The sequence below is a fragment of the Citrobacter sp. Cpo091 genome (assembly GCF_030332645.1).
In the GTDB taxonomy this organism is placed as follows: domain Bacteria; phylum Pseudomonadota; class Gammaproteobacteria; order Enterobacterales; family Enterobacteriaceae; genus Citrobacter; species Citrobacter portucalensis.
The window spans coordinates 1107905-1131275 of record NZ_JAOWHL010000028.1 but is presented as its reverse complement, the minus strand read 5'-3'; the positions used below and the strand labels follow the sequence as shown (position 1 = coordinate 1131275).

The following is a 23371-nucleotide window of genomic DNA, read 5'->3' as shown; positions in this document are numbered from 1 at the left end:
TAAATAAATGTCATTGATCAGTATGCATGGTGCATGGCTGTCGTTCAGCGATGCGCCGCTTCTTGATAATGCAGAACTGCATATCGAAGATAACGAACGCGTCTGTCTGGTTGGCCGTAACGGCGCAGGTAAATCGACGCTGATGAAGATCCTGAACCGTGAGCAGGGGCTTGACGACGGGCGTATCATTTATGAGCAGGATCTGGTTGTGGCGCGTCTGCAACAGGATCCGCCGCGTAATGTTGAGGGCAGCGTGTATGATTTCGTTGCCGAGGGTATCGAAGAGCAGGCCGAATATCTCAAGCGTTATCACGATATTTCGCGTCTGGTGATGACTGATCCGAGCGACAGAAATCTGAATGAGATGGCGCGGGTTCAGGAAATGCTCGATCACCACAATCTGTGGCAGCTCGAAAGCCGTATTAATGAAGTGCTGGAGCAGTTGGGGCTGGATCCAAACGCCGCACTTTCTTCGCTTTCTGGCGGTTGGCTGCGTAAAGCGGCGCTGGGCCGCGCGTTAGTGAGTAATCCGCGTGTATTGCTGCTGGATGAGCCAACGAACCACCTGGATATTGAAACCATCGACTGGCTGGAAGGGTTCCTGAAATCCTTCAATGGGACAATCATCTTCATTTCCCATGACCGTTCATTTATACGAAATATGGCGACGCGTATCGTCGACCTCGATCGTGGCAAGCTGGTGACTTATCCGGGGAATTACGATCAGTATTTGCTGGATAAAGAAGAAGCGCTGCGCGTAGAAGAGTTACAAAATGCAGAGTTTGACCGCAAGCTGGCGCAGGAAGAGGTCTGGATCCGTCAGGGGATCAAAGCGCGCCGTACCCGTAATGAAGGCCGCGTGCGCGCACTGAAAGCCATGCGTCGCGAGCGTGGCGAACGTCGCGAAGTGATGGGCACGGCGAAGATGCAGGTCGAAGAGGCGAGCCGTTCAGGCAAGATTGTTTTCGAAATGGAGAACGTGGATTACCAGGTTGATGGAAAGCAGCTGGTAAAAGATTTCTCCGCACAGGTACAGCGCAGCGACAAAATTGCGCTAATCGGACCGAACGGCTGCGGCAAAACAACGCTGCTGAAGCTGATGTTAGGCCAGCTTCAGGCTGACAGTGGACGCATTCACGTCGGCACCAAGCTGGAAGTGGCCTATTTCGATCAGCACCGCGCCGAACTGGATCCCGATAAAACCGTGATGGACAACCTGGCTGAAGGTAAGCAAGAGGTGATGGTTAACGGTAAACCTCGCCATGTGCTGGGTTATCTGCAGGACTTCCTGTTCCATCCGAAACGCGCGATGACGCCAGTGCGAGCGCTCTCTGGTGGGGAACGAAATCGCCTGCTGTTGGCGCGTCTTTTTCTGAAACCCAGCAATCTTTTGATTCTCGATGAACCAACGAACGATCTTGACGTCGAAACGCTGGAACTGCTTGAAGAACTAATTGATAGCTATCAGGGGACTGTACTGCTGGTAAGCCACGACCGTCAGTTTGTGGATAATACTGTAACTGAATGCTGGATCTTCGAGGGCGGTGGTAAAATTGGTCGTTATGTCGGCGGTTATCATGACGCGCGCAGCCAGCAATCTCAGTATGTGGCGTTTAAACAACCGGTCGCGAAAAAAACAGAGGAAGCTGTTGCTCCTAAAGCAGAAATTGTCAAACGTGGCACGAGCAAACTAAGCTATAAACTGCAGCGCGAACTGGAGCAGCTCCCCGCTCAGCTTGAAGAACTGGAAGCTAAACTGGAAAGACTACAAGCTCAGGTTGCTGACGCCGCTTTTTTCAGTCAGCCACATGAGCAAACACAGCAGGTATTAGCTAATCTGAACGAAGCGGAACAAGAACTTGAGCAAGCCTTTGAGCGCTGGGAGTATCTTGAGTCTTTGAAGAACGGCGCATAATTTAAAGGAGCACATATGTGCGAACATCACCATGCCGCGAAGCATATTTTGTGCTCGCAGTGTGACATGCTGGTGGCGTTACCTCGCCTTGAGCATGGTCAGAAAGCGGCATGTCCACGATGTGGCACTACGTTAACGGTTGAGTGGGACGCGCCGCGGCAGCGTCCTACCGCCTATGTTTTAGCAGCATTGTTCATGCTGCTTCTGTCAAATCTCTTCCCCTTTGTGAATATGAACGTTGCAGGGGTGAGCAGCGAAGTGACGTTGATGGAGATCCCCAGCGTTCTCTTTTCTGAAGACTACGCCAGTCTCGGCACCTTCTTTTTATTATTCGTGCAGTTGGTCCCCGCGTTTTGCCTGCTGACTATCCTGCTGCTGGTGAATCGGGTGCAGATGCCCGCCAGACTTAAGGCGGGTCTTGCACGCGTCCTGTTCCAGTTAAAAAGCTGGGGGATGGCGGAAATCTTCCTTGCCGGCGTGCTGGTCAGCTTCGTTAAGCTTATGGCTTACGGCGATATCGGCGTGGGCAGCAGCTTTATTCCGTGGTGCTTCTTTTGCGTTTTGCAACTGCGCGCATTCCAGTGCGTTGACCGTCGCTGGCTGTGGGATGATATTGCGCCAATGCCAGTGATTAAGCAGGAGTTAAAACCTGGCGTGCCCGGCATTCGACAGGGACTGCGTTCCTGCTCTTGCTGCACCGCGATTCTTCCCGCTGATGAGCGGGTGTGTCCGCGCTGCCAGACGAAAGGCTATGTGCGGCGTAAAAACAGTCTGCAATGGACGTTGGCATTACTGTTTACGTCAATCATGCTTTATCTTCCTGCCAATATTTTGCCGATTATGATTACCGATCTGCTCGGGTCAAAGCTGCCATCAACGATACTTGAGGGGGTGGTTTTAATCTGGAGCGAAGGCTCTTACCCGGTGGCTGCGGTTATTTTTATCGCCAGTATTATGGTGCCGACGTTGAAAATGATCGCCATTGCCTGGTTATGTTGGGATGCCAAAGGCCACGGCAAACGTGACAGCGAACGTATGCACCTGATTTATGAAGTTGTGGAATTTGTCGGTCGCTGGTCAATGATCGACGTCTTTGTGATTGCGGTACTCTCTGCGCTGGTGCGCATGGGAGGGTTAATGAACATTTATCCTGCAATGGGTGCTTTGATGTTTGCTTTAGTCGTCATTATGACAATGTTTTCTGCGATGACATTTGATCCGCGTCTGTCGTGGGACCGTGAACCAGAACCAGGCCATGAGGAGTCCTGACAGCATGGAATCTAAAAGTGGGGAAGCCAAAGTGCAAAAGGTAAAAAACTGGTCGCCCGTGTGGATATTCCCTATCGTCACTGCACTCATTGGCGCGTGGGTTCTGTTTTATCACTACAGTCATCAGGGGCCGGAAGTCACGCTGATTACCACCAATGCCGAAGGTATTGAAGGGGGCAAAACGACGATTAAGAGCCGCAGCGTGGATGTCGGTATCGTCGAGAGCGCAACCCTGACTGATGATTTGACCCATGTGGAGATTAAAGCGCGTCTTAACTCCGGAATGGAAAAGCTGCTGCATAAAGATTCTGTCTTTTGGGTGGTGAAGCCGCAGGTTGGACGTGAAGGTATCAGTGGGCTCGGCACGCTATTGTCCGGGGCTTATATTGAACTGCAGCCTGGCAATAAAGGCAGTAAGCTGGAAAATTACCAACTGCTGGATTCACCGCCGCTGGCCCCGCCAGATGCAAAAGGGATCCGTGTGATTCTGGACAGCAAAAAAGCCGGTCAGTTGAGCCCAGGCGATCCGGTGCTTTTCCGCGGCTATCGTGTGGGCTCGGTTGAAACCAGCACGTTTGATGCGCAAAAGCGTACGATCAGCTATCAGCTTTTCATCAATGCGCCTAACGATCGTCTGGTGACCAGCAATGTACGTTTCTGGAAAGACAGCGGGATCGCCGTAGATCTTACCTCAGCAGGTATGCGCGTAGAAATGGGATCGCTCTCCACGCTGTTTGGCGGTGGTGTAAGTTTTGATGTGCCCGAAGGGCTGGAACAAGGTCAACCGGTTGAGCAGCAGGCCTCATTTAACCTCTATGACGATCAAAAAAGTATTCAGGATTCCCTGTATACCGATCATATTGATTACCTGATGTTCTTTAAAGATTCGATTCGTGGCCTACAGCCTGGTGCACCGCTGGAATTCCGTGGCATCCGCTTGGGTACGGTGAGTAAAGTACCTTTCTTCTCACCGAATATGCGTCAGGTATTTAACAATGATTACCGCATTCCGGTGCTGGTGCGTATTGAACCTGAACGTCTGAAGGCACAGCTGGGAGAAGATACCGATGTTGGCGCTCATTTGGAGCAACTGCTTAAACGCGGATTACGAGGATCGCTCAAAACCGGGAACCTGGTAACCGGCGCGCTGTATGTCGATCTCGACTTCTACCCGAAAGAGCCGCCGATTACCGGTGTACGCGAATTCAATGGTTATCAAATTATTCCGACCGTGAGCGGTGGTCTGGCGCAGATCCAACAGCGTCTGATGGAAGCGTTGGATAAGATTAACAATCTGCCGCTGAATCCGATGATTGAGCAGGCAACCAATACGCTGTCGGAAAGCCAGCGCACAATGAAACATCTGCAAACCACGCTGGATAATATGAACAAGATCACGTCCAGCCAGTCGATGCAGGATCTGCCGGCGGATATGCAGAACACGCTACGTGAACTGAATCGTAGTATGCAGGGCTTCCAGCCTGGTTCCGCGGCCTACAACAAGATGGTGGCGGATATGCAGCGTCTTGATCAGGTACTGCGTGAACTGCAACCGGTACTGAAAACGTTGAACGATAAGAGTAATGCGCTGGTATTTGAAGCGAAGGACAAAAAAGATCCAGAGCCGAAGAGGGCGAAACAATGAAAAAGTGGCTAGTGGTGATGATGGCGGTCTGGCTGACGTCATGCAGCTCCAGCGGAGAAAATAAAAGCTATTACCAGCTCCCTATCGCACAAGGTGGTGTGCAGAGCTCTGCCAATCAGGGAAACCGTCTGCTGTGGGTTGAACAGATTGCGGTACCTGATTATCTGGCCGGTAATGGGGTGGTTTACCAGACCAGCGATGTGCAATATGTGATAGCCAATAATAATCTCTGGGCCAGCCCATTAGATCAGCAATTGCGCAATACACTGGTTGCGAACCTCAGTATGCAGTTGCCTGGCTGGGTTGTCGCTTCACAACCGCTGGGAAGCACTCAGGATACGCTGAACGTTACCGTAACCGGCTTCCACGGTCGGTACGATGGTAAGGTTATTGTGAGCGGTGAATGGTTGCTGAATCATCAGGGACAACTGATCAAACGTCCATTCCACATCGAAGCTGTACAAACCAAAGACGGCTACGATGAGATGGTGAAGGTTCTAGCCAATGCCTGGAGTCAGGAAGCGACGGCCATTGCTCAAGAGCTGAAACGCATCCCTTAAGCTTAAATAATTGTAAATTATGCCGCCCCTGGTTCATTGCCCGGGGCGGTTTTTTTTATTTTTTTAGCCGTGAAGATAGCTGTTCTGACTGACTATTTTTGTACAAATGATTTAGAGGCTAGCTCACAAATATGACACTGGCGTGAATTTTGCGCATTGACGAGCCTGATGTTTAGGGGTATTCGTTTAGTGTGATTGCACACTTAGTAATCACTGTTTTCTTTTCCACCAGACCCAAAAATGAGGGAAACGAGGCATGAAGAGACAAAAACGAGATCGCCTGGAACGGGCACATCAACGTGGATATCAGGCCGGCATTGCCGGACGCTCAAAAGAAATGTGTCCCTATCAGACGCTGAATCAGAGGTCATACTGGCTGGGAGGCTGGCGAGAAGCCATGGGGGATAGGGTTTTAATGGCCTGATTCTGTCTCTTTAGATAAAAGAAACCTCCGCAGAGCGGAGGTTTCGCCTTTTTGCACACCAGATAAAACGGGGAAACGTTAATGTCTGGCTGCTTCGCAGTTCTGGATTAGAACGCGGAAGTGTCCTGGAACAGACCCACTTTCAGATCGTTTGCAGTGTAGATCAGACGACCATCAACCAGCACTTCACCATCTGCCAGGCCCATGATCAGGCGACGGTTAACGATGCGTTTGAAGTGAATGCGGTAAGTGACTTTCTTCGCGGTCGGCAGAACCTGGCCGGTGAATTTAACTTCGCCTACGCCCAGCGCACGGCCTTTACCTTCGCCGCCCAGCCAGCCGAGATAGAATCCAACCAGTTGCCACATGGCGTCGAGACCCAGGCAGCCCGGCATCACCGGATCGCCGATAAAGTGACAACCGAAGAACCACAGGTCCGGGTTGATATCCAGTTCAGCTTCAACATAACCTTTGTCAAAGTTGCCACCGGTTTCGGTCATCTTGATGACACGGTCCATCATCAGCATGCTTGGTGCTGGCAGTTGTGGCCCTTTAGCGCCAAACAGCTCACCGCGACCAGAGGCAAGAAGGTCTTCTTTCGTATAGGATTCGCGTTTATCTACCATGTTCTCTGTAAGCCTTATTTTATTGAAGCACGCAGGATAGCTAACACGTGTACGCTGAACAAGTCCGATCAGTTCGGAATAATCCAGTTCAGCCAACGTAGCGGCCATGGGAAACGGTGACGACCTTCCTGTTGCGTTGCCGTGGCAATACGCTCCTGAATGGTTTGCATCAGCGTTGTCTGGCCTTCGCCATCCCACACCAGATTTAACAACAGTGGCAGCGCATCGGTCACGTCGTCCACCGCCCAGATAGTGAATTTTTCTTCTTCTATGGCCTGTAACAGCGCAGGCTGCAGGCTGAGGTGTCTGACGTTAGCCGAAGGAATGATAACGCCCTGCGTGCCCGTCAGCTCACGCTGCTGGCAGATGGCGAAGAAACCTTCAATTTTCTCATTCAGACCACCGACAGGTTGTGCCCGACCAAACTGATCGACAGAACCTGTAATGGCGATACTTTGATTAACAGGAACGTCGGCGAGGGCGCTAATCAATGCGCACAGTTCTGCCATAGACGCGCTGTCACCGTCCACTTCACTGTAAGATTGCTCAAAGGTCAGCGAGGCAGAGAAGGGGATTTGTTGCTCCAGCTGGAGTTCCGACATCAGGAACGCCTGCATAATCATCATACCCTTGGCATGAATATTTCCGCCAAGCTCGGCTTTGCGCTCAATATCCGTAAACTCGCCGTCGCCAATATGCACGACGCAACTGATACGAGAAGGCTCGCCAAATGCGCGTGGGTGGCCTGGAAACTCAATCACCGACAAGGCGTTGATCTGGCCAATACGCTCGCCTTCTGTCTCGATAAGGATCTGCTCTTGCAGAATTTCATCCTGCATGCGTTCAGCCAGGAATCCCTCACGCCATTCGCGCTGAGCCAGCATCAGGCTGAACTGTTCAGCGTTGCAGGTTTCGCCCTCGCATAACGGAGCCACCTCTTTGAACTGTCGGGTGATCCACAGCGGGTTAAGCGGCAATGTATCCTGTTCACCGGTATAGCGAACGGCTTCACGGATCAGAACCTGCCAGGCATCAGGAGCGGGGTAAGGCAAATTATTGCGCATAGCAGTATGCGTGACCCATTGACACCACTGCGTCATGGTTTCGGCATCCACTATCTGCAGATTATCTTCAAACTCGCTGTAAATGGCCTGCTCAGCCAGCTCTGGTTCCATGTCCTGGAAATCCGCCAGCGATTCACGCTCACCTACTAAAATCACTTTCAGTTTAAGCGGCATAGGCGGAACGGAGACAGGCAGCGGGCGAGACTCATCAAAAGCCACCCAATCAAAACGCTCGTGGCTGACAATGGCTTTCAGGCGCATCCATAACAGCGGTTGGGCCAACAGCGTGCGCAATGAGATAACCAGCACACCTCCATTGGCCTGATGTACCAGACCTGGCTGCAGCGTAATTTCGCCATTGAACTGACGCAGACAGCCAAACAGTTGTTCGGCTTCGGCCCAGTCAACGCTGACCACCTGCGTCAACGTCGCAAAATTGTCTTCCGCTTTCTCAGCTGTACGATAACGAATAGTGTGACCGGAGATGTCGTAATGACCGCCAGTCAGGCTTCCTGCATCCGTGTGCAAGGGACGTGCAGCCTTTGCAATAAGGTTGAGATACTCAAGCTCTTCCGGTGCTTTTACCAACATGAACGAGGATGTTGTCCAGTGCTGAAGAAGCTGCTCTAGCGCGAATTGTAAACGTGGCTGAGTATCACTAAGTAAGGTGTCGGTGTCGTCAGTGACGTGCGGCTGTGCAAATACTTCCTGATAACTGTCGGTATCAGGAACCAGATCACGCCATGCAAGTTTCGTAATGGTCAAAGTTGATGTTTTTTAGTCTGTTGTAAAAAACGAGATTATACCGTAACCCTCACCACTAAACACCTGGAAAGCGCCGCGAAACGCTTGTGATGACGCGCGGCAGTTCACAGGCTGGATATTCTTTTCTTCAGATGCCGAAAAAGCTGATATTCTGATAAGAGTTACACGGTAACATTGAGATCGCAATGAAATATCAACAACTTGAAAACCTTGAAAGCGGCTGGAAATGGAAGTACCTGGTGAAGAAGCATCGTGAGGGGGAATTAATCACCCGTTACGTCGAGGCCAGCGCTGCCAAAGAAGCCGTTGATTTATTGCTAACCCTCGAAAATGAACCGGTTCGGGTCAATAGCTGGATTGAAGAACACATGAATCCTGCGCTGCTTAATCGTATGAAACAAACCATACGTGCCAGGCGCAAGCGGCACTTTAATGCTGAGCATCAGCATACCCGGAAGAAATCCATCGATCTGGAATTTATGGTCTGGCAGCGTCTGGCAGGTCTTGCGCAGCGGCGCGGAAAAACGCTTTCTGAAACTATTGTGCAGCTGATTGAAGACGCAGAGCATAAAGAGAAGTACGCGAACAAAATGTCGACATTGAAACAGGATTTACAGGCGTTGCTGGGGAAAGAGTAGCGGTCGGCTGGTTTAATGCGTGGCTTACTTTGGATGAAAACAGATGAAAAAAAACCCCGCATAGCGGGGTTTTTTATAAGACGATAACTTAAGCCTGAGGCTGAGTTACAACGTCTTTGATGCCTTTAACTTCGATCTCAACACGACGATCCGGAGCCAGGCAGTCGATCAGTGCAGCGCGAGCTTTCACGTTGTCACAGGTGTTGCCAGTAACTGGGTTGGATTCACCCATGCCACGTGCAGAGATTTTGTCAGAAGGAATACCTTTAGAGATCAGGTAATCAACAACGGACTGAGCACGTTTCTCGGACAGAGCCTGGTTGTAAGCGTCAGAACCGATACGGTCAGTGAAGCCCAGAACTACTACGGAACCGTCTTTCGGATCCAGGTTGCTCAGCTGGCTGTACATCTGATCCAGAGCCTGCTGGCCTTCTGGTTTCAGAGTTGCTTTGTTGAAGTTGAACAGAACGTCAGACTTCAGAGTGAAGTGCTTGGTCTGTACTTCTGGAGCCGGAGCCGGAGCAACAACTACTGGAGCTGCTTCTTCCTGCTGGCCGAAACGGTAAGAAACACCAACGCTCAACAGACCGTTATCCGGACGACCGCCAACGGTGTTCGCGTCACCGATGTTGTTGGTCCACTGGTATTCCAGACGGGTAGCGATTTCAGGAGTAATTGCATACTCTACGCCACCAGCGAATACTGGGGATACACCAGTGTCGTGGTCTTTGAAGCCTTCGTTGTTTTTAGCGTCTGCACGCCAAACCATACCACCCAGACGAGTATAAACGTCCAGATCGTCAGTGATTGGGTAACCCAGTTTAGCGGTCAGCTGAACGCCCTGAGCTTTGAAAGCGCCGTTTTGATGAGTCGAGTCGGTGTAGCCTTTGTACGGCATACGGCCCAACCAGTCGTAACCCATTTCAAAACCAACGTACGGGTTAACCTGATAACCACCAAACGCACCAGCACCCAGTTGGCTTTCGTGGGTAGGACCGGCGTTGTTGATCTGGTTGTTGCCAATATCATGGTACTGAGACCAGCCCATTTTAGCACCAGCGTACCAGGTGTTATCTTTCGGAGCGGCCTGCGCCACGGTAGCGAAACCAGCCAGTGCCACTGCAATTGCGATAGCTGTCTTTTTCATTTTTTGCGCCTCGTTATCATCCAAAATTCGCCATGAATATCTCCGAAGAGAGATAACACGGTTAAATCCTTCACCCGGGGACCAGTTCAATAGTTACTCTACCGATATCTGCGGCTTACGCCGAGCACCCCTGGCGATGTAAAGTCTACAACGTAGTTGAAAACTTACAAGTGTGAAGTCCGTCAGGCATATGAAAAAAAAAGGCTTGTATACACAATATTTAACATTTATGGCTGAATAAATGTACTGAGGATATCCTGAAAACCGCTTCAGACAAGCGTTCAGACGAAAAACACATTACAGCTCAAAGACAAATTGAGAGATGAAAAAAAATTCCAGGATAAATCCTAATTTTACTCAATGATACAAATTCGAGTGAATTTTTAGCCCGGAATGCTGTCTCCCCGCAAGTGTCTGGGCGCGAACCGGACGCATGATAAAACCCATCGCATTACCTTCATCAGCCGCTTTGACCAGTTCGGCATGTTCATCTTCCGTTAATTCTTCCGCCAGCCAGCCAATAACGACGCTGTAATTACCCGTGCGCAGCGCACGAATCATCGATTCCAGCGTATTGCAGGGGGAGAGCTGACTAATTTGCATGACTTTCGTCAATGGAAGTCCAGCTGACTGCACCCACTCCCGGCTTAATTTTTGCTGAGGCGTCAGCCACAGCTGCCAGCGTGATTGTTGCCCTAACTGTTGCAGCAGGGGAAGCAGCAGTTGTGTCATCATGGGCTGGTCCTCGCGATAGACAACTTCACTGATAAGCCCAGCGGTTGCGTTCTCTGATGAAACGCGCGCAATGTTGCTTGATGTGGAAGAGAACGACGATGAACGATTTGCATAGCCTGAAGTGTACATAATCAATCCAGCCCTGTGAGTTACTGTATGGATATACAGTAACCCTGCCATCAACAAAGATCAACCTTATTTTCGGAAACAGGTTCGCATTTTTTAGTCGTCGTCACGGGAAAAATAAAATTCATCTTGCCCCATACGCATAAGTTGCCTATTTTCGTCATTAACGGATCCGCTACTGAAAATCATTTGCTTACGTTATGATTTAAAAAGGATTTTTATGAAAGAGCTTTCTTATGCAAGGATCTATAAATCGCAGGAATATCTGGCTTCTCTGGGGACAATTCACTATCGCTCACTGTTTGGTGGCTACAGTCTGACGGTTGGCGATACGGTCTTTGCCATGGTCGCTAATGGTGAGCTGTATCTTCGCGCCTGTGAGCAGAGCGCCCAGTATTGTGTACAAAATTCTCCTGTCTGGCTGACATTTATTAAGCGCGGACGTCCTCTTGTACTTAATTATTACCAGGTGAACGATGCCCTGTGGCAAAACCAGCAGCAGCTGGTGTCGCTATCGCGATATTCGTTGGATGCAGCGGTTAAGGAAAAACAGAGTCGCTTTGCCCAGCATCGTCTGCGGGAATTGCCGAATATGACGTTTCATCTGGAGACTCTGTTGAATGAAGCAGGAATTAAAGATGAGGGGACCATGCGATCGTTGGGAGCACAAATGTGCTGGCTGAAACTTCGGCAAAATAACCCGGCTCTGACGGTAAAAGTACTCTATGCCCTTGAAGGCGCGGTAGGGGGGATACATGAAGCCGCGCTCCCGGCGACGCGTCGCCAGGAGCTGGTTGAGTGGGTAAGTTCTCTTACTCCGGAGCCGGGGTATTAGACGGCAGCACGTCAATTTGCTGCTGTAATCGCCGGATCTCTGGGAGCAGGGCGATCAATAGCCCAACTTGCTGAACGACCAGCGGCTCTTTACTGTCCGGGCGTGGTTCCAGGTGCTGAATTCGCTGCTTCAGCCCTTCTAACGCCTGGTATACACGCTGCTCGTCAGCGGGTTGATGGTGAAGGGCATCATCAACATAGCAAACAGCGTCATCCAGCAATGCCAAAACGTCTGGATTGGTCAACTGTTCGCGATGTGCGCCCAGCGCAGAAATATAGCTGGTAAACGTATGGTTGAGACACAGTAAACGGAACGCCGTTTCGCGCGTCTGGGCCGTGACATCAGGCTCGCTCGACATGTTTGACACCACGGAGGCGAGTTCAGCATCACGATTATGCGCATCACGGCGAGCGATACGGTATGCCAGACGATTATCACGGCCCTGATGATATTGCTCGAGAATAGCATCAAGGTAGCGGCAGTTAGCGTCAGTCGCCCGTTCAATTACCCGTGGTAGGTTACGAAAACGCCAGTCTGGCCAGATGAAACTGACAGCAGCCCAGGCGATAGCACAGCCAATTAGCGTATCGATGACACGCGGCAGCGCAACCTCAAAGCCTTCGCCGAGCAGGTTAAAGCACAGTAACACCAGCAGCGTGATAAACATGGTGGCGTGAGCATACTGGACGTTGCGAAAGGCAAAAAACAGTACACCAGTGATCACCAGGAGTATCAGTTGCCCTTCGAGAGAGGGCACAAACCACAGGATCGGTAAACCAATGGCAATCCCAACCAACGTGCCGATAATCCTGAGCGCCAGGCGATGTCGGGTGGCGTTGTAGTTTGGCTGACAGACAAACAGGCTGGTCAGCAAGATCCAGTATCCGTGATTCATGCCGGTTATCTGGATAATGGCATAACCAACACAGAGCACTAACGACATGCGAACGGCATGGCGAAATAGAGCAGACTCAGGGGTGAAATTACGGCTCAGACGTAACCAGATATCACTGAATCCATGGGGACTGTCATCGGCAAGCTGATTTTCAGACTCATTGCGCGAGAGTACCTGAGCCTGTTCAGACTCTATGGTAGCAAGCTGCGCGTCGATTGCCCGTAGGTTTGACAGTAAAAAACCCAGCGTATTGAGCAGGTCGGCAGGTTCACCACTGGCACGCATGCGCTCAAGTGCGGCATCTATATGGGTGAAGGCGCGCTCAAAGTGCGGATCGTGCTGGTAAGGCGTGCGCAATAAAATACAGCGAGATAATTGTGAACAGGCTTGCCCTTGCATCGACATCAACCGCTGGAAACGGAACATCACATCGCTGTGACGGAAATGATCGCGTAGCGTTTGATACTGAATATGTGAAGAGCTTGCGCGTTCATGAATATCCTGCGCCACAAAATAGTAATGTAGCGTGCGACGTGTTCCCCGTTGTCCACGGTCACCGCGCAGGCGGGTCAGCAGCGATACTTTAGTCTGATTCAGCGTTGCCATCAGTTGGCCATTCGCGAGAGCTAAATCATACAACGGTGCCTGGCTTTCATCTTCTATGTCGGGGTCAAAAAGACGCGATTTCAGTTCCAGGTAGTGCGCTAACTGTTCGTAGCTGCGTGCCAGATTGTCCTGTAAGGGGCGGATGGGGAACAGAAGATGTCCGGTGAGCGTCAGCAGGTTATACCAGATAGCCCCAGCGAGCAGCAGGATGGGTTGTTGATACCACTGATCGTAAAGCGAGGTGCCCAGCATCGTGTAAATGGCGATCAGCAATGCACCAAAAGCAATAGTTGCATAGCGCTGGCCTAATCCCCCCAGCAGAATAAAGCCGCTGGTGGAAAGCGTTAAACCAATAGCAAACAGCCATGGCCATGGGAAGAGCAGTTCAACGGAGGCTGAGGCAATAAAAAAGCACACCAGTGTGATGATCAAATTGCGCAATCGGCCTGCGAGACGATCGTCCAGATCGGTAAGTGCGGCAGCGACCATACCCAGCGTGAGTGGGATAGTCAGCTTGACGTCACCCAGCCACCAGGGTAGCGCCGTTGTGCCGCATAGCGCGATAAAAATCCGCACGTAGTACAGCCAGGTGCTGTTCCAGGTATAGCGTTTGAGCAGAGGACTTAACATAAAGGCCATCGGTCCTGATTATTCAAAACGACGACGTGCATTGGCTTCACGCGCTGCACGGGCAACTTCTACTGAAACCACCCGGCGACCCACCGGCCAGAGCGCAATGGCAGCGATTTTAAAGTTCGCAATGCCAACCGGTATACCAATAATCGTTATGCACTGGGCAATACCAGAGATAATGTGCATCAGGCACAACCACCAGCCGAAGAAAATCAGCCAGAAAATATTGAGCACGGTGCCGCCGGTATTTAACAGGACGCTTTTACCGGCCGGATTCAGTTCATCGACATGAATCGCTTCGTTACCATAGGGAAACAGCGAAAGTCGGGTTATCTCCCAGCATGAACGGGTCAAGGGTAAAGTAAAAATAAGCACGACACTGACCAGTGTTGCCAGTAACCAGGCCAGGGTGGTGGCGAACCCCCCAAGCACAAAATTTAAAATATTCAGAACAGTACGCATAAACCCTCGGTTAACTCTGGTTTTCTGTGAATTCGGCAATTGTAACGTTTTTTTGGGCTGGAGCACGTTTTCTCTGGCGGTTACACTGATAAGCAAACCTCTTCGTGTGGATCCGCTTGAGTCTTATGGAACTGAAAGCAACTTCTCTTGGAAAACGTCTGGCACAACACCCTTACGATCGGGCCGTTATTCTCAATGCCGGGATTAAAGTTTCCGGCGATCGTCACGAGTATCTTATTCCCTTCAATCAGTTACTGGCTATTCATTGCAAACGCGGCCTGGTATGGGGCGAGCTGGAGTTTGTACTCCCGGATGAGAAGGTGGTTCGTCTTCACGGTACAGAGTGGGCGGAAACCCAGCGCTTCCATCATCATTTGAATGCGCTCTGGCAACAGTGGAGCCAGGAAATGAGTGACGTTGCTGCGGGGGTTTTACAGCAGCAGTTGGATGCGATAGCGGCGCGTACTAGTGAAAGTAAATGGCTGACGCGCGAACAAACGTCAGGGCTGCAGCAGCAGATTCGCCGTGCCTTTGCCGCGTTACCGCTCCCGGTTAATCGGCTGGAGGAATTTGAAAATTGCCGGGAGGCGTTACGTCAATGCCAGGCATGGTTGAAAGACATTGAAGCCTGTCGCTTACAGCACAATCAGGCGTACACCGATGCAATGCTGGAAGAGTATGCCGAGTTTTTCCAGCATATTGAATCTTCGCCGTTGAACCCTGCTCAGGCGCGCGCGGTGGTGAATGGTGAGCAATCATTGTTGGTACTTGCAGGTGCTGGAAGCGGTAAAACATCTGTGTTGGTTGCCCGGGCTGGTTGGTTGCTTGCACGAGGAGAAGCTGCACCAGAACAAATCCTGTTGCTGGCGTTTGGACGCAAAGCAGCCCAGGAGATGGATGACCGCATCCGTGAGCGTCTGCATACGGATGAGGTCACCGCACGGACGTTCCATTCACTCGCGTTGCATATTATTTCGCAAGGTAGCAAAAAAGTTCCAACGGTGAGCAAGCTTGAAAATGATGCTATCGCGCGCAACAAACTCTTTATAACAACCTGGCGTCAGCAGTGCAGTGAGAAAAAGGCTCAGGCTAAAGGCTGGCGACAATGGTTAGAAGAAGAAATGCAGTGGTCTGTACCCGAAGGTAACTTCTGGGATGACGAAAAATTACAGCGCCGTCTGGCTTCCCGGTTGGATCGCTGGGTTAGTTTGATGCGTATGCATGGCGGAGCACAGGCGGAGATGATTGCTAATGCTCCGGAGGAGATCCGTGATCTGTTCAGTAAACGCATAAAGCTAATGGCGCCGCTGCTCAAGGCCTGGAAGAGTGCCCTGAAGGATGAGAATGCCGTCGATTTCTCCGGGTTGATCCATCAGGCTATTGTCATTCTGGAGAAGGGGCGGTTTATCAGTCCGTGGAAACATATTCTGGTCGATGAATTTCAGGATATTTCCCCTCAGCGCGCCGCCCTGTTGGCCGCCTTGCGTAAGCAAAACTCGCAGACCACGCTGTTTGCCGTGGGAGATGACTGGCAGGCAATTTACCGGTTCAGCGGGGCACAGCTTTCTCTGACAACCGCATTCCAGCAAAACTTCGGCGAGGGCGATCGCTGTAATCTGGATACGACTTACCGTTTTAATAGCCGTATTGGTGAGGTAGCAAACCAGTTTATCCAGCAAAATCCCCATCAGCTCACGAAACCGCTGAACAGTCTGACGACCGGTGATAAAAAAGCCGTCACGTTGCTCGACGAAAGCCAGTTAGATCTGTTGCTGGATAAGCTGTCGGGTTTTGTGAAAGCCGAAGAGAGAATTCTGGTGCTGGCGCGATACCATCATCTCAAACCTGCCAGCCTGGACAAAGCGGCCACCCGCTGGCCCAAGCTGCAGCTGGATTTTATGACTATTCATGCCAGCAAAGGGCAGCAGGCGGATTATGTCATTGTTATGGGGCTTCATGAAGGGAATGACGGTTTCCCGGCTCCGGCTCGCGAGTCGATTATGGAAGAGGCGTTACTCCCGGCTGTTGAAGATTTTCCTGATGCGGAAGAGAGACGGTTGCTGTATGTGGCGCTAACGCGTGCGCGGCATCGGGTATGGCTACTGTTTAGCAAAGACGCGCCATCATGCTTTGTTGATGAGCTTAAGCAATTAGACGTTCCGGTGACCCGGAAACCCTGAAAAGCAGGCGGCAATTACCGCCTGCTTAGCGTTTATTTGAGGCGTTCTGCCAGATAACGGGCGTAATCCGGGATCAAGATATCCGTTGCGTCGTTGAAGTTTGGCGACTGGATAATAAAATCAGCCGTTGACACGTTGGTGGCGACTGGAATGTTCCAGACTGTGGCCAGACGTAGCAGGGCTTTAACATCAGGATCGTGGGGAACGGCGTTGAGCGGATCCCAGAAGAAAATCAGCACATCAATTTTCCCTTCTGAAATCAGCGCACCCACCTGCTGGTCACCCCCCATCGGGCCGCTCAGCATGGCGTTGACGTCCATTCCTGTCGCGCGTTGAATTAAGTTTCCTGTTGTTCCTGTAGCATACAGAACGTGTTTTTCCAGTAATGGCTGGTGGCGTTCAACCCAGCTCATCAACATCTTTTTGCAGTGATCGTGTGCGACCAACGCAATATGTTTCTGCGCTGGCAATGTGCGAGTCGTTAATTCCATAGTACAGCTCCCAAGTTAACCTTGTTACAGAGTACTGGAAGCACTTGACGCTGCAAGAGAAAGACAAAAAAAATGCGTATACGAACATAAATGTCACGATGGGGGTTGTTTCTCCGCCCATTGTAAGAAGTTACTTCGCGTTTGTGCGTCAGCCTGTTGAAACCAATATTTTAAGCGCTGCTCGGTCAGTGTTTGCGACTGAGGCGGTACGCGATCCAGTTCAGACACCCCGGAAAGCAGCGAACTGTCATCGGCCATCATTGTGGCAAATTGCGGTAAAGACGCATGCTTAGCCGCTTTGTTATAGCGCTCTGTTTCCATTTCATAATCTACGATTTTTGCGGTGGACGTGATTGACAGAATATCCAGCTTAACCGGTATAGGCATGGAGTCCCCATCCAGCAGTTCTACGCGCGGGGCATCATCAAAATGCGTTGCATCCCGCTCGTTGCTCAGACGTGGGAGGTGGAAATTAACCTGACTGACGAGTTGGGTATCAAAGCTGATGACCAACGGAGGCGAAATATACAGACGTTCTTCGTGGCTGGACAGGCGAATGGTTTTTTCTACGCGAAACACGAGCTGGTGCCGACCATTTTCCAGCTCAATACTGTCGGCACCACGCAGTAATGAGCTGGAGACTTTTTTTCCGTCCAGTACCAGAAGGTCAATATCATTAGACAGACGTAAAGAGGTAGCAAAAACGGTTACCGGCAAACATAGGGCAATCAAGGCTGTCACAATGCCGGCTTTCATAGGTTTCTCCTGTCCAGAAAATATCTCTATAAGATGTATCTAAATTTTTCGATAATCATGTTTACTAACATATAGACATATTTTTAAGTTTAGCTCTCATGCGCCAGTATGGGATGAATGGTTGCGGGGGCAGGTTTGTCGTACACTTTGCTAAACAGCCTGGAGGAAAACGATGAAAGAGACCGATATTGCTGGCATTTTGACAACGACCCGTACGATTGCGCTGGTGGGGGCAAGCGATAAACCCGATCGTCCAAGCTATCGGGTGATGAAATATTTACTCGATCAGGGTTATCACGTTATTCCTGTTTCACCGAAGGTTGCCGGAAAAACGCTGCTGGGGCAGCAGGGCTATGCGACGCTGGCAGATGTACCAGAGAAAGTGGATATGGTAGATGTCTTCCGTAATTCTGAAGCGGCGTGGGGTGTTGCTCAGGAGGCAATTGCCATCGGCGCGAAGGCCTTATGGATGCAGCTCGGCGTGATTAACGAGCAGGCAGCCGTGCTGGCTCGCGATGCAGGGATGACGGTGGTGATGGATCGCTGCCCGGCGATTGAGATTCCGCGGCTGGGGCTGGCGAAGTAAGGCTGATCTGTAGCCGAACAAAACGCACAGGCCCGATTAGCGAATCGCCATCGGGCCTGTGTTAGCATCAATTGCGCAGGCGCGGGGCCTGAAGCTGTTTTCGAATTGTTCGCGCCAGTTCATCCATCGACGGTTGCTCCGGATGTTCTTCCTGTAGCTCACTACTCAGTTGTGCTTCGGCCAGATACGTATGCACTGGCAGACCATTATCGTCTTCCATCACCACGTGATACCAGGGAGCGGCGCGAAGTTCGTCGTTAACCGCCAACTCATCGGCTGACGGTTGATCAAGCGAATATTCCGGGTCGATATCCACGACCACTCCGAGGTAACCTAACAGGGAATGGCGGACCTGCTGGCCGATACCGAATTTGCTGGCAATCATAGTCACCTCCCGGGAAATAGATACCCTTAATGTAAGGGTAATATTCCACTTTTCAAGTTACATGATGCGACAGGCAAACCCTTTCAGATACAGCCCTTCCGGGTAGGTAGCGATCACCGGGTGATCGGCGGCCTGACGGAACTGCTCTATAAATTGTACATCACGACCAGCATCTATTGCGGCATCAGCGATGATTTTCTGAAATAAATCGGTGGTCATTAGCCCAGAGCAGGAGAAAGTCAGCAGCACACCGCCCGGATTGAGCAACTGAATAGCCAGCATATTGATGTCCTTATAGCCGCGGCAGGCGCCCATCAACTGGCTTTTGTTTTCGACAAATTTCGGCGGATCCATCACGATGACGTCGAATTTCTCACCACGATCGCGATAAGCACGCAGAAGTTTGAACACATCATCACGCACGAACTCAGCTTTGCTCAGATCCAGCTTGTTCAATTCCACGTTCTGGCGGGCAATATCGAGCGCTTCCTGAGAGGTGTCAACGCTGACAACCTGACGGCATCCGCCCATTAATGCTGAGACCGCAAAGCCGCCGGTATAAGAGAAACAGTTCAGCACACGCTGATTTTCCACATAACGACGCGTGGCCAGGCGGCTGTCGCGTTGATCGAGGTAATAGCCGGTTTTGTGACCATGCTGAATATCAACCAGCAGCTTCATTCCGTGCTCTTCAATTGGCAGCAGGGCTGGCGGAAGCTCACCCGTTACTGGCCCTTGAGTTAGCTCCATACCTTCTTTTTTACGTACGGCCACATCGCTACGGTCATAAATGGCGCAGTCCGGGAAAACAATTTGCAGAGCGCTAATCAGCGCGGCGCGTTGGTATTCAGCCCCCGCACTGAGCAACTGCAACACCAGGAAGTTGCCGAAGCGGTCAATGGTGATGCCCGGCAGGCCATCGGATTCTCCGGCGATCAGACGGTAACTGTCCAGACCGTCTTTTTTCGCCAGCCAGTCACGCCATGTCTGCGCCTGCTGCAGACGACGGGTGAAGAAATCAATATCGATGGACTCAGACTTGTCGAATGTCCAGACGCGTGCACGGATCTGCGACGCGGGTGAGTACGCGCCGCGTGCTAACCATTTACCCTGATGGTCAACAATATCGATGGTTTCACCGAGGTTGGCTTTACCTTCCATACGTGCGACAGCACCGGAAAATACCCACGGATGGCGGCGCAGTAATGATTTTTCGCGCCCTTTGGCTAACACTAAACGTACACTCATAATTTACTATTCTGTCAATTCAAAGAAATGGGCGCCATTGTCCTGAGTTTTACGCATATTTGCAACGCGCGCTGTGATGATAAGGAGAACCGCAATGTCGAAAGTCTGCATAATCGCCTGGGTCTATGGCCGGGTTCAGGGGGTAGGATTTCGCTACACCACCCAGCATGAAGCACAACGGCTGGGGTTGACCGGCTACGCGAAGAATATGGATGACGGCAGCGTAGAGGTTGTCGCCTGCGGTGAAAGCGACCGGGTTGAACAACTGATGAAGTGGTTGAAAGCCGGGGGGCCGAGCAGCGCCAGGGTTGACCGGGTTCTTAGTGAACCACATCGTCCTGGCGACGAGCTAAAGGGATTTAGTATCCGCTATTAAATACATTTCACCGGTTTCGGCAGGCCGGCAATTTTAGTCGCCTGCTTGGCCGGACCTTTCGGGAACAGGCGGTAGAGATAACGGCTGTTGCCTTTCTCTTCGCCAAACTTGTTGGCCATTGCTTTTACCAGCATGCGGATAGCGGGGGAGGTATTAAACTCCAGATAAAACTCGCGGACAAAACGCACCACTTCCCAGTGTTCCGCGGAGAGCGTAATGCCTTCGTTTTCGGCGATTCTCTCCGCCAGCGCCTCGCTCCACAGCGTGGTATCTTTCAGATAGCCTTCGCTATCAGTACTGATTTCTTTACCTTCAAAGATCAACATAATTCGTCACTGCGTTAGTCAAACTGGCGGCAGTTTACCAAAAAAGAAAGCCCCGCATAAGCGGGGCTGGATAATGCGTGTGGACATCTTAATCGCGGCTGGCGAAGCCCAGAATACTCAGCAGGCTGACGAAGATGTTGTACAGCGAAACATACAGGCTAACGGTGGCACGAATATAGTTGGTTTCACCGCCGCGGATGATATTGCTGGTTTCAAACAGGATTGCGCCTGAAGAAATCAGAATGAACACCGCGCTGATTGCCAGATGTAATGCTGGCAGTTGCAGGAAGATATTGGCAACCATACCAATCAACACCACTACAACACCCGCCATCAGCATACCGCCGAGGAAGGACATATCTTTACGCGTGGTCAGCACATAGGCCGAGCAGCTGAAGAAGACCAGCGCCGTACCGCCCAGCGCCATGGCGATAACATCACCCATGCCTGCGGACAGGTATGTATTCAGCATCGGTCCCAAGATGTAGCCCAGGAAGCCAGTGAAGGCGAACGCTGACAAAATACCAACCGGTTTATCTGCCGTTTTATAGGTCAGGAACATCAGACCATACATACCCACCAGCGTCAGGATAAGTCCCGGAGAAGGTAACATCAGTACGGTACTGGCGGTCGCAGTGATCGCTGAAAACGCCAGCGTCAGGCTGAGCAGGAAATAGGTATTGCGCAGCACCTTATGCGTGCTGAGTAGCGATGTACGCTCGCGCGAAGAACTAATAATACGATCCATGAGTCACTCTCTTATGACAGATGTAATTAATGATGGAGGATAATGAAATCAAGGGGAATGACACAGCGGTTTTACCCATCTTTACGCATTTTAGCCCGCCAGACTTAAGCATATTATTTCAACAAAAGTTCCCGAATTAGATGTTAGCACTGTATGTGCAAAAATGTCAGATCGCTATCTACCAGGTAACTGAAAAATATTGCGTTATTCCTGAATCTCTCTGACAGTGACATCGGTGTCTACATAAAACAGAGCAATAAGGTAAAGGGAATGATTCAACATAAATCGAAGATATTGACGTTTACGCTGTTGGCTGTCTGTTTGATGTCTATAAATGGCGCGGCGAGGGCGGCAAATGTTCCCGCAGGAACACTACTGGCAGAAAAACAGGAACTGGTCAGAAACAACGGCAGTGAGCCGGCATCGCTGGATCCGCATAAAGTTGAAAGCAACGTTGAGTTTAATTTAATCAGCGATATGTTCGACGGTCTGGTGGCTGTCAAGCAGGATGGGTCTATCGAACCCCGTCTAGCCGCGTCCTGGGAGAATAAAGGCAACGCTGTCTGGACCTTCCATTTACGCCCGGGCATAACCTGGTCAGATGGATCTGCTATTACCGCACAGGATGTCGTCTGGAGCTGGCAGCGTCTGGTCTCGCCGCAAACGGCTTCACCTTATGCTTCGTATCTGGGCAACATGCACGTTGCGAACGCGGTTGATATTGCCCAGGGGAAAAAAGATCCCGCCACGCTGGGAGTCAAAGCCCTGGATGATACCACGCTGGAAATTACCCTGACGCAACCGACGGCGGCGTTTCTGGCGATGCTGGCACATCCATCTCTGGTCCCGTTGGATAAAGTGCTGATAGGTCGTTTTGGCGATAAGTGGACCCGGCCAGAGCATTTTGTCAGCAGCGGGCCGTACAAATTATCGCAGTGGGTGGTTAATGAGCGCATCGTTGCCGAGCGTAACCCATATTACTGGGACGATCGGCATACGGTTATTAATAAAGTTACTTATTTGCCTATTAGCTCAGAGTCGGCTGACGTAAATCGCTATAAGGCCGGTGAAATCGACATTGTGTATAGCGTACCGGTTAACCAGTTCGCGCAACTGAAAAAAACAATGGGGGATGAACTGCATGTCTCGCCTCAGCTTTCAACGTATTACTATCAGTTCAATACAACCCGCGCGCCGTTTAATGATCCGCGCGTGCGCCGGGCGCTGAATATGGCGTTGGATAAAGATATCATTGCGCAAAAGGTGATGGGGCAGGGGCAGCGAGCAGCGTGGGTTATCAGCCAGCCGGAAATAGGTGGGGTGAAACTGCATGCGCCGGAGTATGCGTCATGGCCGCTCGAAAAACGTATTGCTGAAGCCAAAAAACTGCTGGCTGAAGCCGGTTTTGGTCCTGAGCATCCGCTTAGCTTGAACCTGCTCTACAACACCTTCGAAACGCACCAGCGTATTGCGATTGCCGCATCGTCGATGTGGAAGAAAAACCTTGGCGTCGAGGCGAAGCTGCAAAACCAGGAATGGAAAACCATGCTGGACACTATGCACACCGGTAATTTTGACGTCGTGCGCTATGCGTGGATAGCCGACTATGATGATGCCTCAAGTTTCCTCAATATCTTCCGGACCGGTGATAGCGAGAACACCACCAAGTACAGTAACCCCGCCTTTGATGAAGCGATGCGTAATGCGGCAAAAGCAAGTTCACTGGAAGAACGCGGTAAATACTATCAGCAGGCTGAAGACCTTTTAGGTGAGGATGTGCCCGCGATTCCGGTTTACCACTATGTCCGCACGCATCTGGTGAAGCCGTGGGTGGGGGGATTTGCGCCGGATAACCGGGGAAATTACTACACCAAAGATATGTACATCAAAAAACATTAAGCGCTATAGCCGGTATTCGTGCTGAATAAAT

23 protein-coding genes are annotated in these 23371 nt (G+C 51.0%); 11 read left to right on the top strand and 12 right to left on the bottom strand.

The window, feature by feature from the left end; genetic code table 11:
- Positions 1-7: 7 nt before the first annotated feature.
- The 5 genes from OGY04_RS09000 (at position 8) to rmf (ending at position 5813) form a co-directional block, all read left to right on the top strand.
- Positions 8-1915: an ABC transporter ATP-binding protein gene (locus OGY04_RS09000; RefSeq protein WP_286585134.1), complete on the top strand. Its 1908-nt coding sequence runs from the start codon at positions 8-10 to the stop codon at positions 1913-1915.
- Positions 1916-1930: 15 nt separating this feature from the next.
- Positions 1931-3184, top strand: a complete 1254-nt coding sequence (gene pqiA / locus OGY04_RS08995) for a membrane integrity-associated transporter subunit PqiA (protein WP_234692927.1) — start codon at positions 1931-1933, stop codon at positions 3182-3184.
- Between the two features lie 4 nt (positions 3185-3188).
- Positions 3189-4829: an intermembrane transport protein PqiB gene (gene pqiB, locus OGY04_RS08990; RefSeq protein ID WP_048235695.1), complete on the top strand. Its 1641-nt coding sequence runs from the start codon at positions 3189-3191 to the stop codon at positions 4827-4829.
- Complete coding sequence (pqiC, locus tag OGY04_RS08985) at positions 4826-5389, top strand: membrane integrity-associated transporter subunit PqiC (RefSeq protein WP_003035868.1); 564 nt, start codon at positions 4826-4828, stop codon at positions 5387-5389. The genes pqiB and pqiC overlap by 4 nt, the downstream gene beginning before the upstream one ends.
- A 256-nt stretch (positions 5390-5645) precedes the next feature.
- Entirely contained in the window at positions 5646-5813 is a 168-nt protein-coding gene (gene rmf, locus OGY04_RS08980) for a ribosome modulation factor (protein WP_003035871.1), read from the top strand.
- Between the two features lie 107 nt (positions 5814-5920).
- On the opposite strand, the gene fabA is transcribed toward rmf, so the two are convergent.
- Together fabA and OGY04_RS08970 are read right to left on the bottom strand one after the other, a co-directional pair.
- Positions 5921-6439 (bottom strand): bifunctional 3-hydroxydecanoyl-ACP dehydratase/trans-2-decenoyl-ACP isomerase, encoded by a 519-nt coding sequence (gene fabA / locus OGY04_RS08975; protein ID WP_003035875.1) that lies wholly within the window; start codon positions 6437-6439, stop codon positions 5921-5923.
- A gap of 68 nt (positions 6440-6507) precedes the next feature.
- Entirely contained in the window at positions 6508-8268 is a 1761-nt protein-coding gene (locus tag OGY04_RS08970; RefSeq protein ID WP_286585132.1) for an AAA family ATPase, read from the bottom strand.
- A gap of 185 nt (positions 8269-8453) precedes the next feature.
- On the opposite strand from OGY04_RS08970, the gene matP reads away from it, so the two are divergent.
- Positions 8454-8906: a macrodomain Ter protein MatP gene (gene matP / locus OGY04_RS08965; protein WP_032942905.1), complete on the top strand. Its 453-nt coding sequence runs from the start codon at positions 8454-8456 to the stop codon at positions 8904-8906.
- Between the two features lie 88 nt (positions 8907-8994).
- Here the strand turns inward: matP and ompA are convergent, their stop codons facing one another.
- Both ompA and sulA read right to left on the bottom strand, forming a co-directional pair.
- Positions 8995-10053: a porin OmpA gene (gene ompA / locus OGY04_RS08960; protein ID WP_048235693.1), complete on the bottom strand. Its 1059-nt coding sequence runs from the start codon at positions 10051-10053 to the stop codon at positions 8995-8997.
- Between the two features lie 357 nt (positions 10054-10410).
- Positions 10411-10917 carry an SOS-induced cell division inhibitor SulA gene (gene sulA / locus OGY04_RS08955; RefSeq protein WP_153687008.1) on the bottom strand — a complete coding sequence of 169 codons (507 nt, stop codon included), beginning with the start codon at positions 10915-10917 and terminating at the stop codon, positions 10411-10413.
- Between the two features lie 217 nt (positions 10918-11134).
- Here sulA and OGY04_RS08950 point away from each other — a divergent pair, with 217 nt between their 5' ends.
- Complete coding sequence (locus OGY04_RS08950) at positions 11135-11749, top strand: TfoX/Sxy family DNA transformation protein (RefSeq protein WP_003831996.1); 615 nt, start codon at positions 11135-11137, stop codon at positions 11747-11749.
- Here the strand turns inward: OGY04_RS08950 and yccS are convergent.
- Positions 11727-13880: a YccS family putative transporter gene (yccS, locus tag OGY04_RS08945; protein ID WP_286585128.1), complete on the bottom strand. Its 2154-nt coding sequence runs from the start codon at positions 13878-13880 to the stop codon at positions 11727-11729. The two genes, OGY04_RS08950 and yccS, sit on opposite strands and share 23 nt — an antisense overlap.
- 18 nt (positions 13881-13898) lie before the next feature.
- Positions 13899-14345, bottom strand: coding sequence for a YccF domain-containing protein (locus OGY04_RS08940; protein ID WP_003831998.1), 447 nt, complete (start codon positions 14343-14345; stop codon positions 13899-13901).
- A gap of 125 nt (positions 14346-14470) precedes the next feature.
- On the opposite strand from OGY04_RS08940, the gene helD reads away from it, so the two are divergent.
- A complete protein-coding gene (helD, locus tag OGY04_RS08935; RefSeq protein WP_048235691.1) occupies positions 14471-16525 on the top strand; it encodes a DNA helicase IV in 2055 nt (684 codons plus the stop codon).
- A 32-nt stretch (positions 16526-16557) separates the two neighbouring features.
- Here the strand turns inward: helD and mgsA are convergent, their stop codons facing one another.
- Together mgsA and csgI are read right to left on the bottom strand one after the other, a co-directional pair.
- Positions 16558-17016 (bottom strand): methylglyoxal synthase, encoded by a 459-nt coding sequence (mgsA, locus tag OGY04_RS08930; RefSeq protein WP_003035897.1) that lies wholly within the window; start codon positions 17014-17016, stop codon positions 16558-16560.
- Between the two features lie 93 nt (positions 17017-17109).
- On the bottom strand, positions 17110-17772 hold the full coding sequence (gene csgI, locus OGY04_RS08925) for a curli synthesis inhibitor (protein ID WP_016149882.1): 663 nt from the start codon (positions 17770-17772) through the stop codon (positions 17110-17112).
- Positions 17773-17944: 172 nt separating this feature from the next.
- Between csgI and OGY04_RS08920 the strand changes: the two genes are divergently transcribed.
- Positions 17945-18358, top strand: coding sequence for a CoA-binding protein (locus OGY04_RS08920; RefSeq protein WP_286585127.1), 414 nt, complete (start codon positions 17945-17947; stop codon positions 18356-18358).
- 67 nt (positions 18359-18425) lie between these two features.
- Here OGY04_RS08920 and hspQ read toward each other — a convergent pair whose 3' ends face one another.
- Together hspQ and rlmI are read right to left on the bottom strand one after the other, a co-directional pair.
- Entirely contained in the window at positions 18426-18743 is a 318-nt protein-coding gene (gene hspQ, locus OGY04_RS08915) for a heat shock protein HspQ (protein WP_003035905.1), read from the bottom strand.
- A 57-nt stretch (positions 18744-18800) separates the two neighbouring features.
- Entirely contained in the window at positions 18801-19991 is a 1191-nt protein-coding gene (rlmI, locus tag OGY04_RS08910; RefSeq protein ID WP_008784294.1) for a 23S rRNA (cytosine(1962)-C(5))-methyltransferase RlmI, read from the bottom strand.
- A gap of 94 nt (positions 19992-20085) precedes the next feature.
- Here rlmI and yccX point away from each other — a divergent pair, with 94 nt between their 5' ends.
- Positions 20086-20367: an acylphosphatase gene (gene yccX, locus OGY04_RS08905; protein ID WP_020996508.1), complete on the top strand. Its 282-nt coding sequence runs from the start codon at positions 20086-20088 to the stop codon at positions 20365-20367.
- Here yccX and tusE read toward each other — a convergent pair.
- Positions 20364-20693 carry a sulfurtransferase TusE gene (gene tusE / locus OGY04_RS08900; protein ID WP_008784296.1) on the bottom strand — a complete coding sequence of 110 codons (330 nt, stop codon included), beginning with the start codon at positions 20691-20693 and terminating at the stop codon, positions 20364-20366. The two genes, yccX and tusE, sit on opposite strands and share 4 nt — an antisense overlap.
- Positions 20694-20781: 88 nt before the next feature.
- On the bottom strand, positions 20782-21441 hold the full coding sequence (gene yccA, locus OGY04_RS08895) for an FtsH protease modulator YccA (RefSeq protein ID WP_008784297.1): 660 nt from the start codon (positions 21439-21441) through the stop codon (positions 20782-20784).
- A gap of 270 nt (positions 21442-21711) precedes the next feature.
- On the opposite strand from yccA, the gene OGY04_RS08890 reads away from it, so the two are divergent.
- Positions 21712-23340, top strand: a complete 1629-nt coding sequence (locus OGY04_RS08890; protein WP_208744471.1) for an ABC transporter substrate-binding protein — start codon at positions 21712-21714, stop codon at positions 23338-23340.
- The last annotated feature ends 31 nt before the right edge of the window (positions 23341-23371 follow it).

Coding starts and splice junctions, on each gene's coding strand:
- fabA (WP_003035875.1), bottom strand. CDS start 6,439: ATGGTAGATAAACGCGAATCCTATACGAAAGAAGACCTTCTTGCCTCT.
- yccA (WP_008784297.1), bottom strand. CDS start 21,441: ATGGATCGTATTATTAGTTCTTCGCGCGAGCGTACATCGCTACTCAGC.
- pqiB (WP_048235695.1), top strand. CDS start 3,189: ATGGAATCTAAAAGTGGGGAAGCCAAAGTGCAAAAGGTAAAAAACTGG.
- rmf (WP_003035871.1), top strand. CDS start 5,646: ATGAAGAGACAAAAACGAGATCGCCTGGAACGGGCACATCAACGTGGA.
- pqiA (WP_234692927.1), top strand. CDS start 1,931: ATGTGCGAACATCACCATGCCGCGAAGCATATTTTGTGCTCGCAGTGT.
- OGY04_RS09000 (WP_286585134.1), top strand. CDS start 8: ATGTCATTGATCAGTATGCATGGTGCATGGCTGTCGTTCAGCGATGCG.
- OGY04_RS08920 (WP_286585127.1), top strand. CDS start 17,945: ATGAAAGAGACCGATATTGCTGGCATTTTGACAACGACCCGTACGATT.
- OGY04_RS08940 (WP_003831998.1), bottom strand. CDS start 14,345: ATGCGTACTGTTCTGAATATTTTAAATTTTGTGCTTGGGGGGTTCGCC.
- ompA (WP_048235693.1), bottom strand. CDS start 10,053: ATGAAAAAGACAGCTATCGCAATTGCAGTGGCACTGGCTGGTTTCGCT.
- sulA (WP_153687008.1), bottom strand. CDS start 10,917: ATGTACACTTCAGGCTATGCAAATCGTTCATCGTCGTTCTCTTCCACA.
- OGY04_RS08950 (WP_003831996.1), top strand. CDS start 11,135: ATGAAAGAGCTTTCTTATGCAAGGATCTATAAATCGCAGGAATATCTG.
- mgsA (WP_003035897.1), bottom strand. CDS start 17,016: ATGGAATTAACGACTCGCACATTGCCAGCGCAGAAACATATTGCGTTG.
- matP (WP_032942905.1), top strand. CDS start 8,454: ATGAAATATCAACAACTTGAAAACCTTGAAAGCGGCTGGAAATGGAAG.
- helD (WP_048235691.1), top strand. CDS start 14,471: ATGGAACTGAAAGCAACTTCTCTTGGAAAACGTCTGGCACAACACCCT.
- hspQ (WP_003035905.1), bottom strand. CDS start 18,743: ATGATTGCCAGCAAATTCGGTATCGGCCAGCAGGTCCGCCATTCCCTG.
- yccS (WP_286585128.1), bottom strand. CDS start 13,880: ATGTTAAGTCCTCTGCTCAAACGCTATACCTGGAACAGCACCTGGCTG.
- rlmI (WP_008784294.1), bottom strand. CDS start 19,991: ATGAGTGTACGTTTAGTGTTAGCCAAAGGGCGCGAAAAATCATTACTG.
- csgI (WP_016149882.1), bottom strand. CDS start 17,772: ATGAAAGCCGGCATTGTGACAGCCTTGATTGCCCTATGTTTGCCGGTA.
- yccX (WP_020996508.1), top strand. CDS start 20,086: ATGTCGAAAGTCTGCATAATCGCCTGGGTCTATGGCCGGGTTCAGGGG.
- pqiC (WP_003035868.1), top strand. CDS start 4,826: ATGAAAAAGTGGCTAGTGGTGATGATGGCGGTCTGGCTGACGTCATGC.
- tusE (WP_008784296.1), bottom strand. CDS start 20,693: ATGTTGATCTTTGAAGGTAAAGAAATCAGTACTGATAGCGAAGGCTAT.
- OGY04_RS08890 (WP_208744471.1), top strand. CDS start 21,712: ATGATTCAACATAAATCGAAGATATTGACGTTTACGCTGTTGGCTGTC.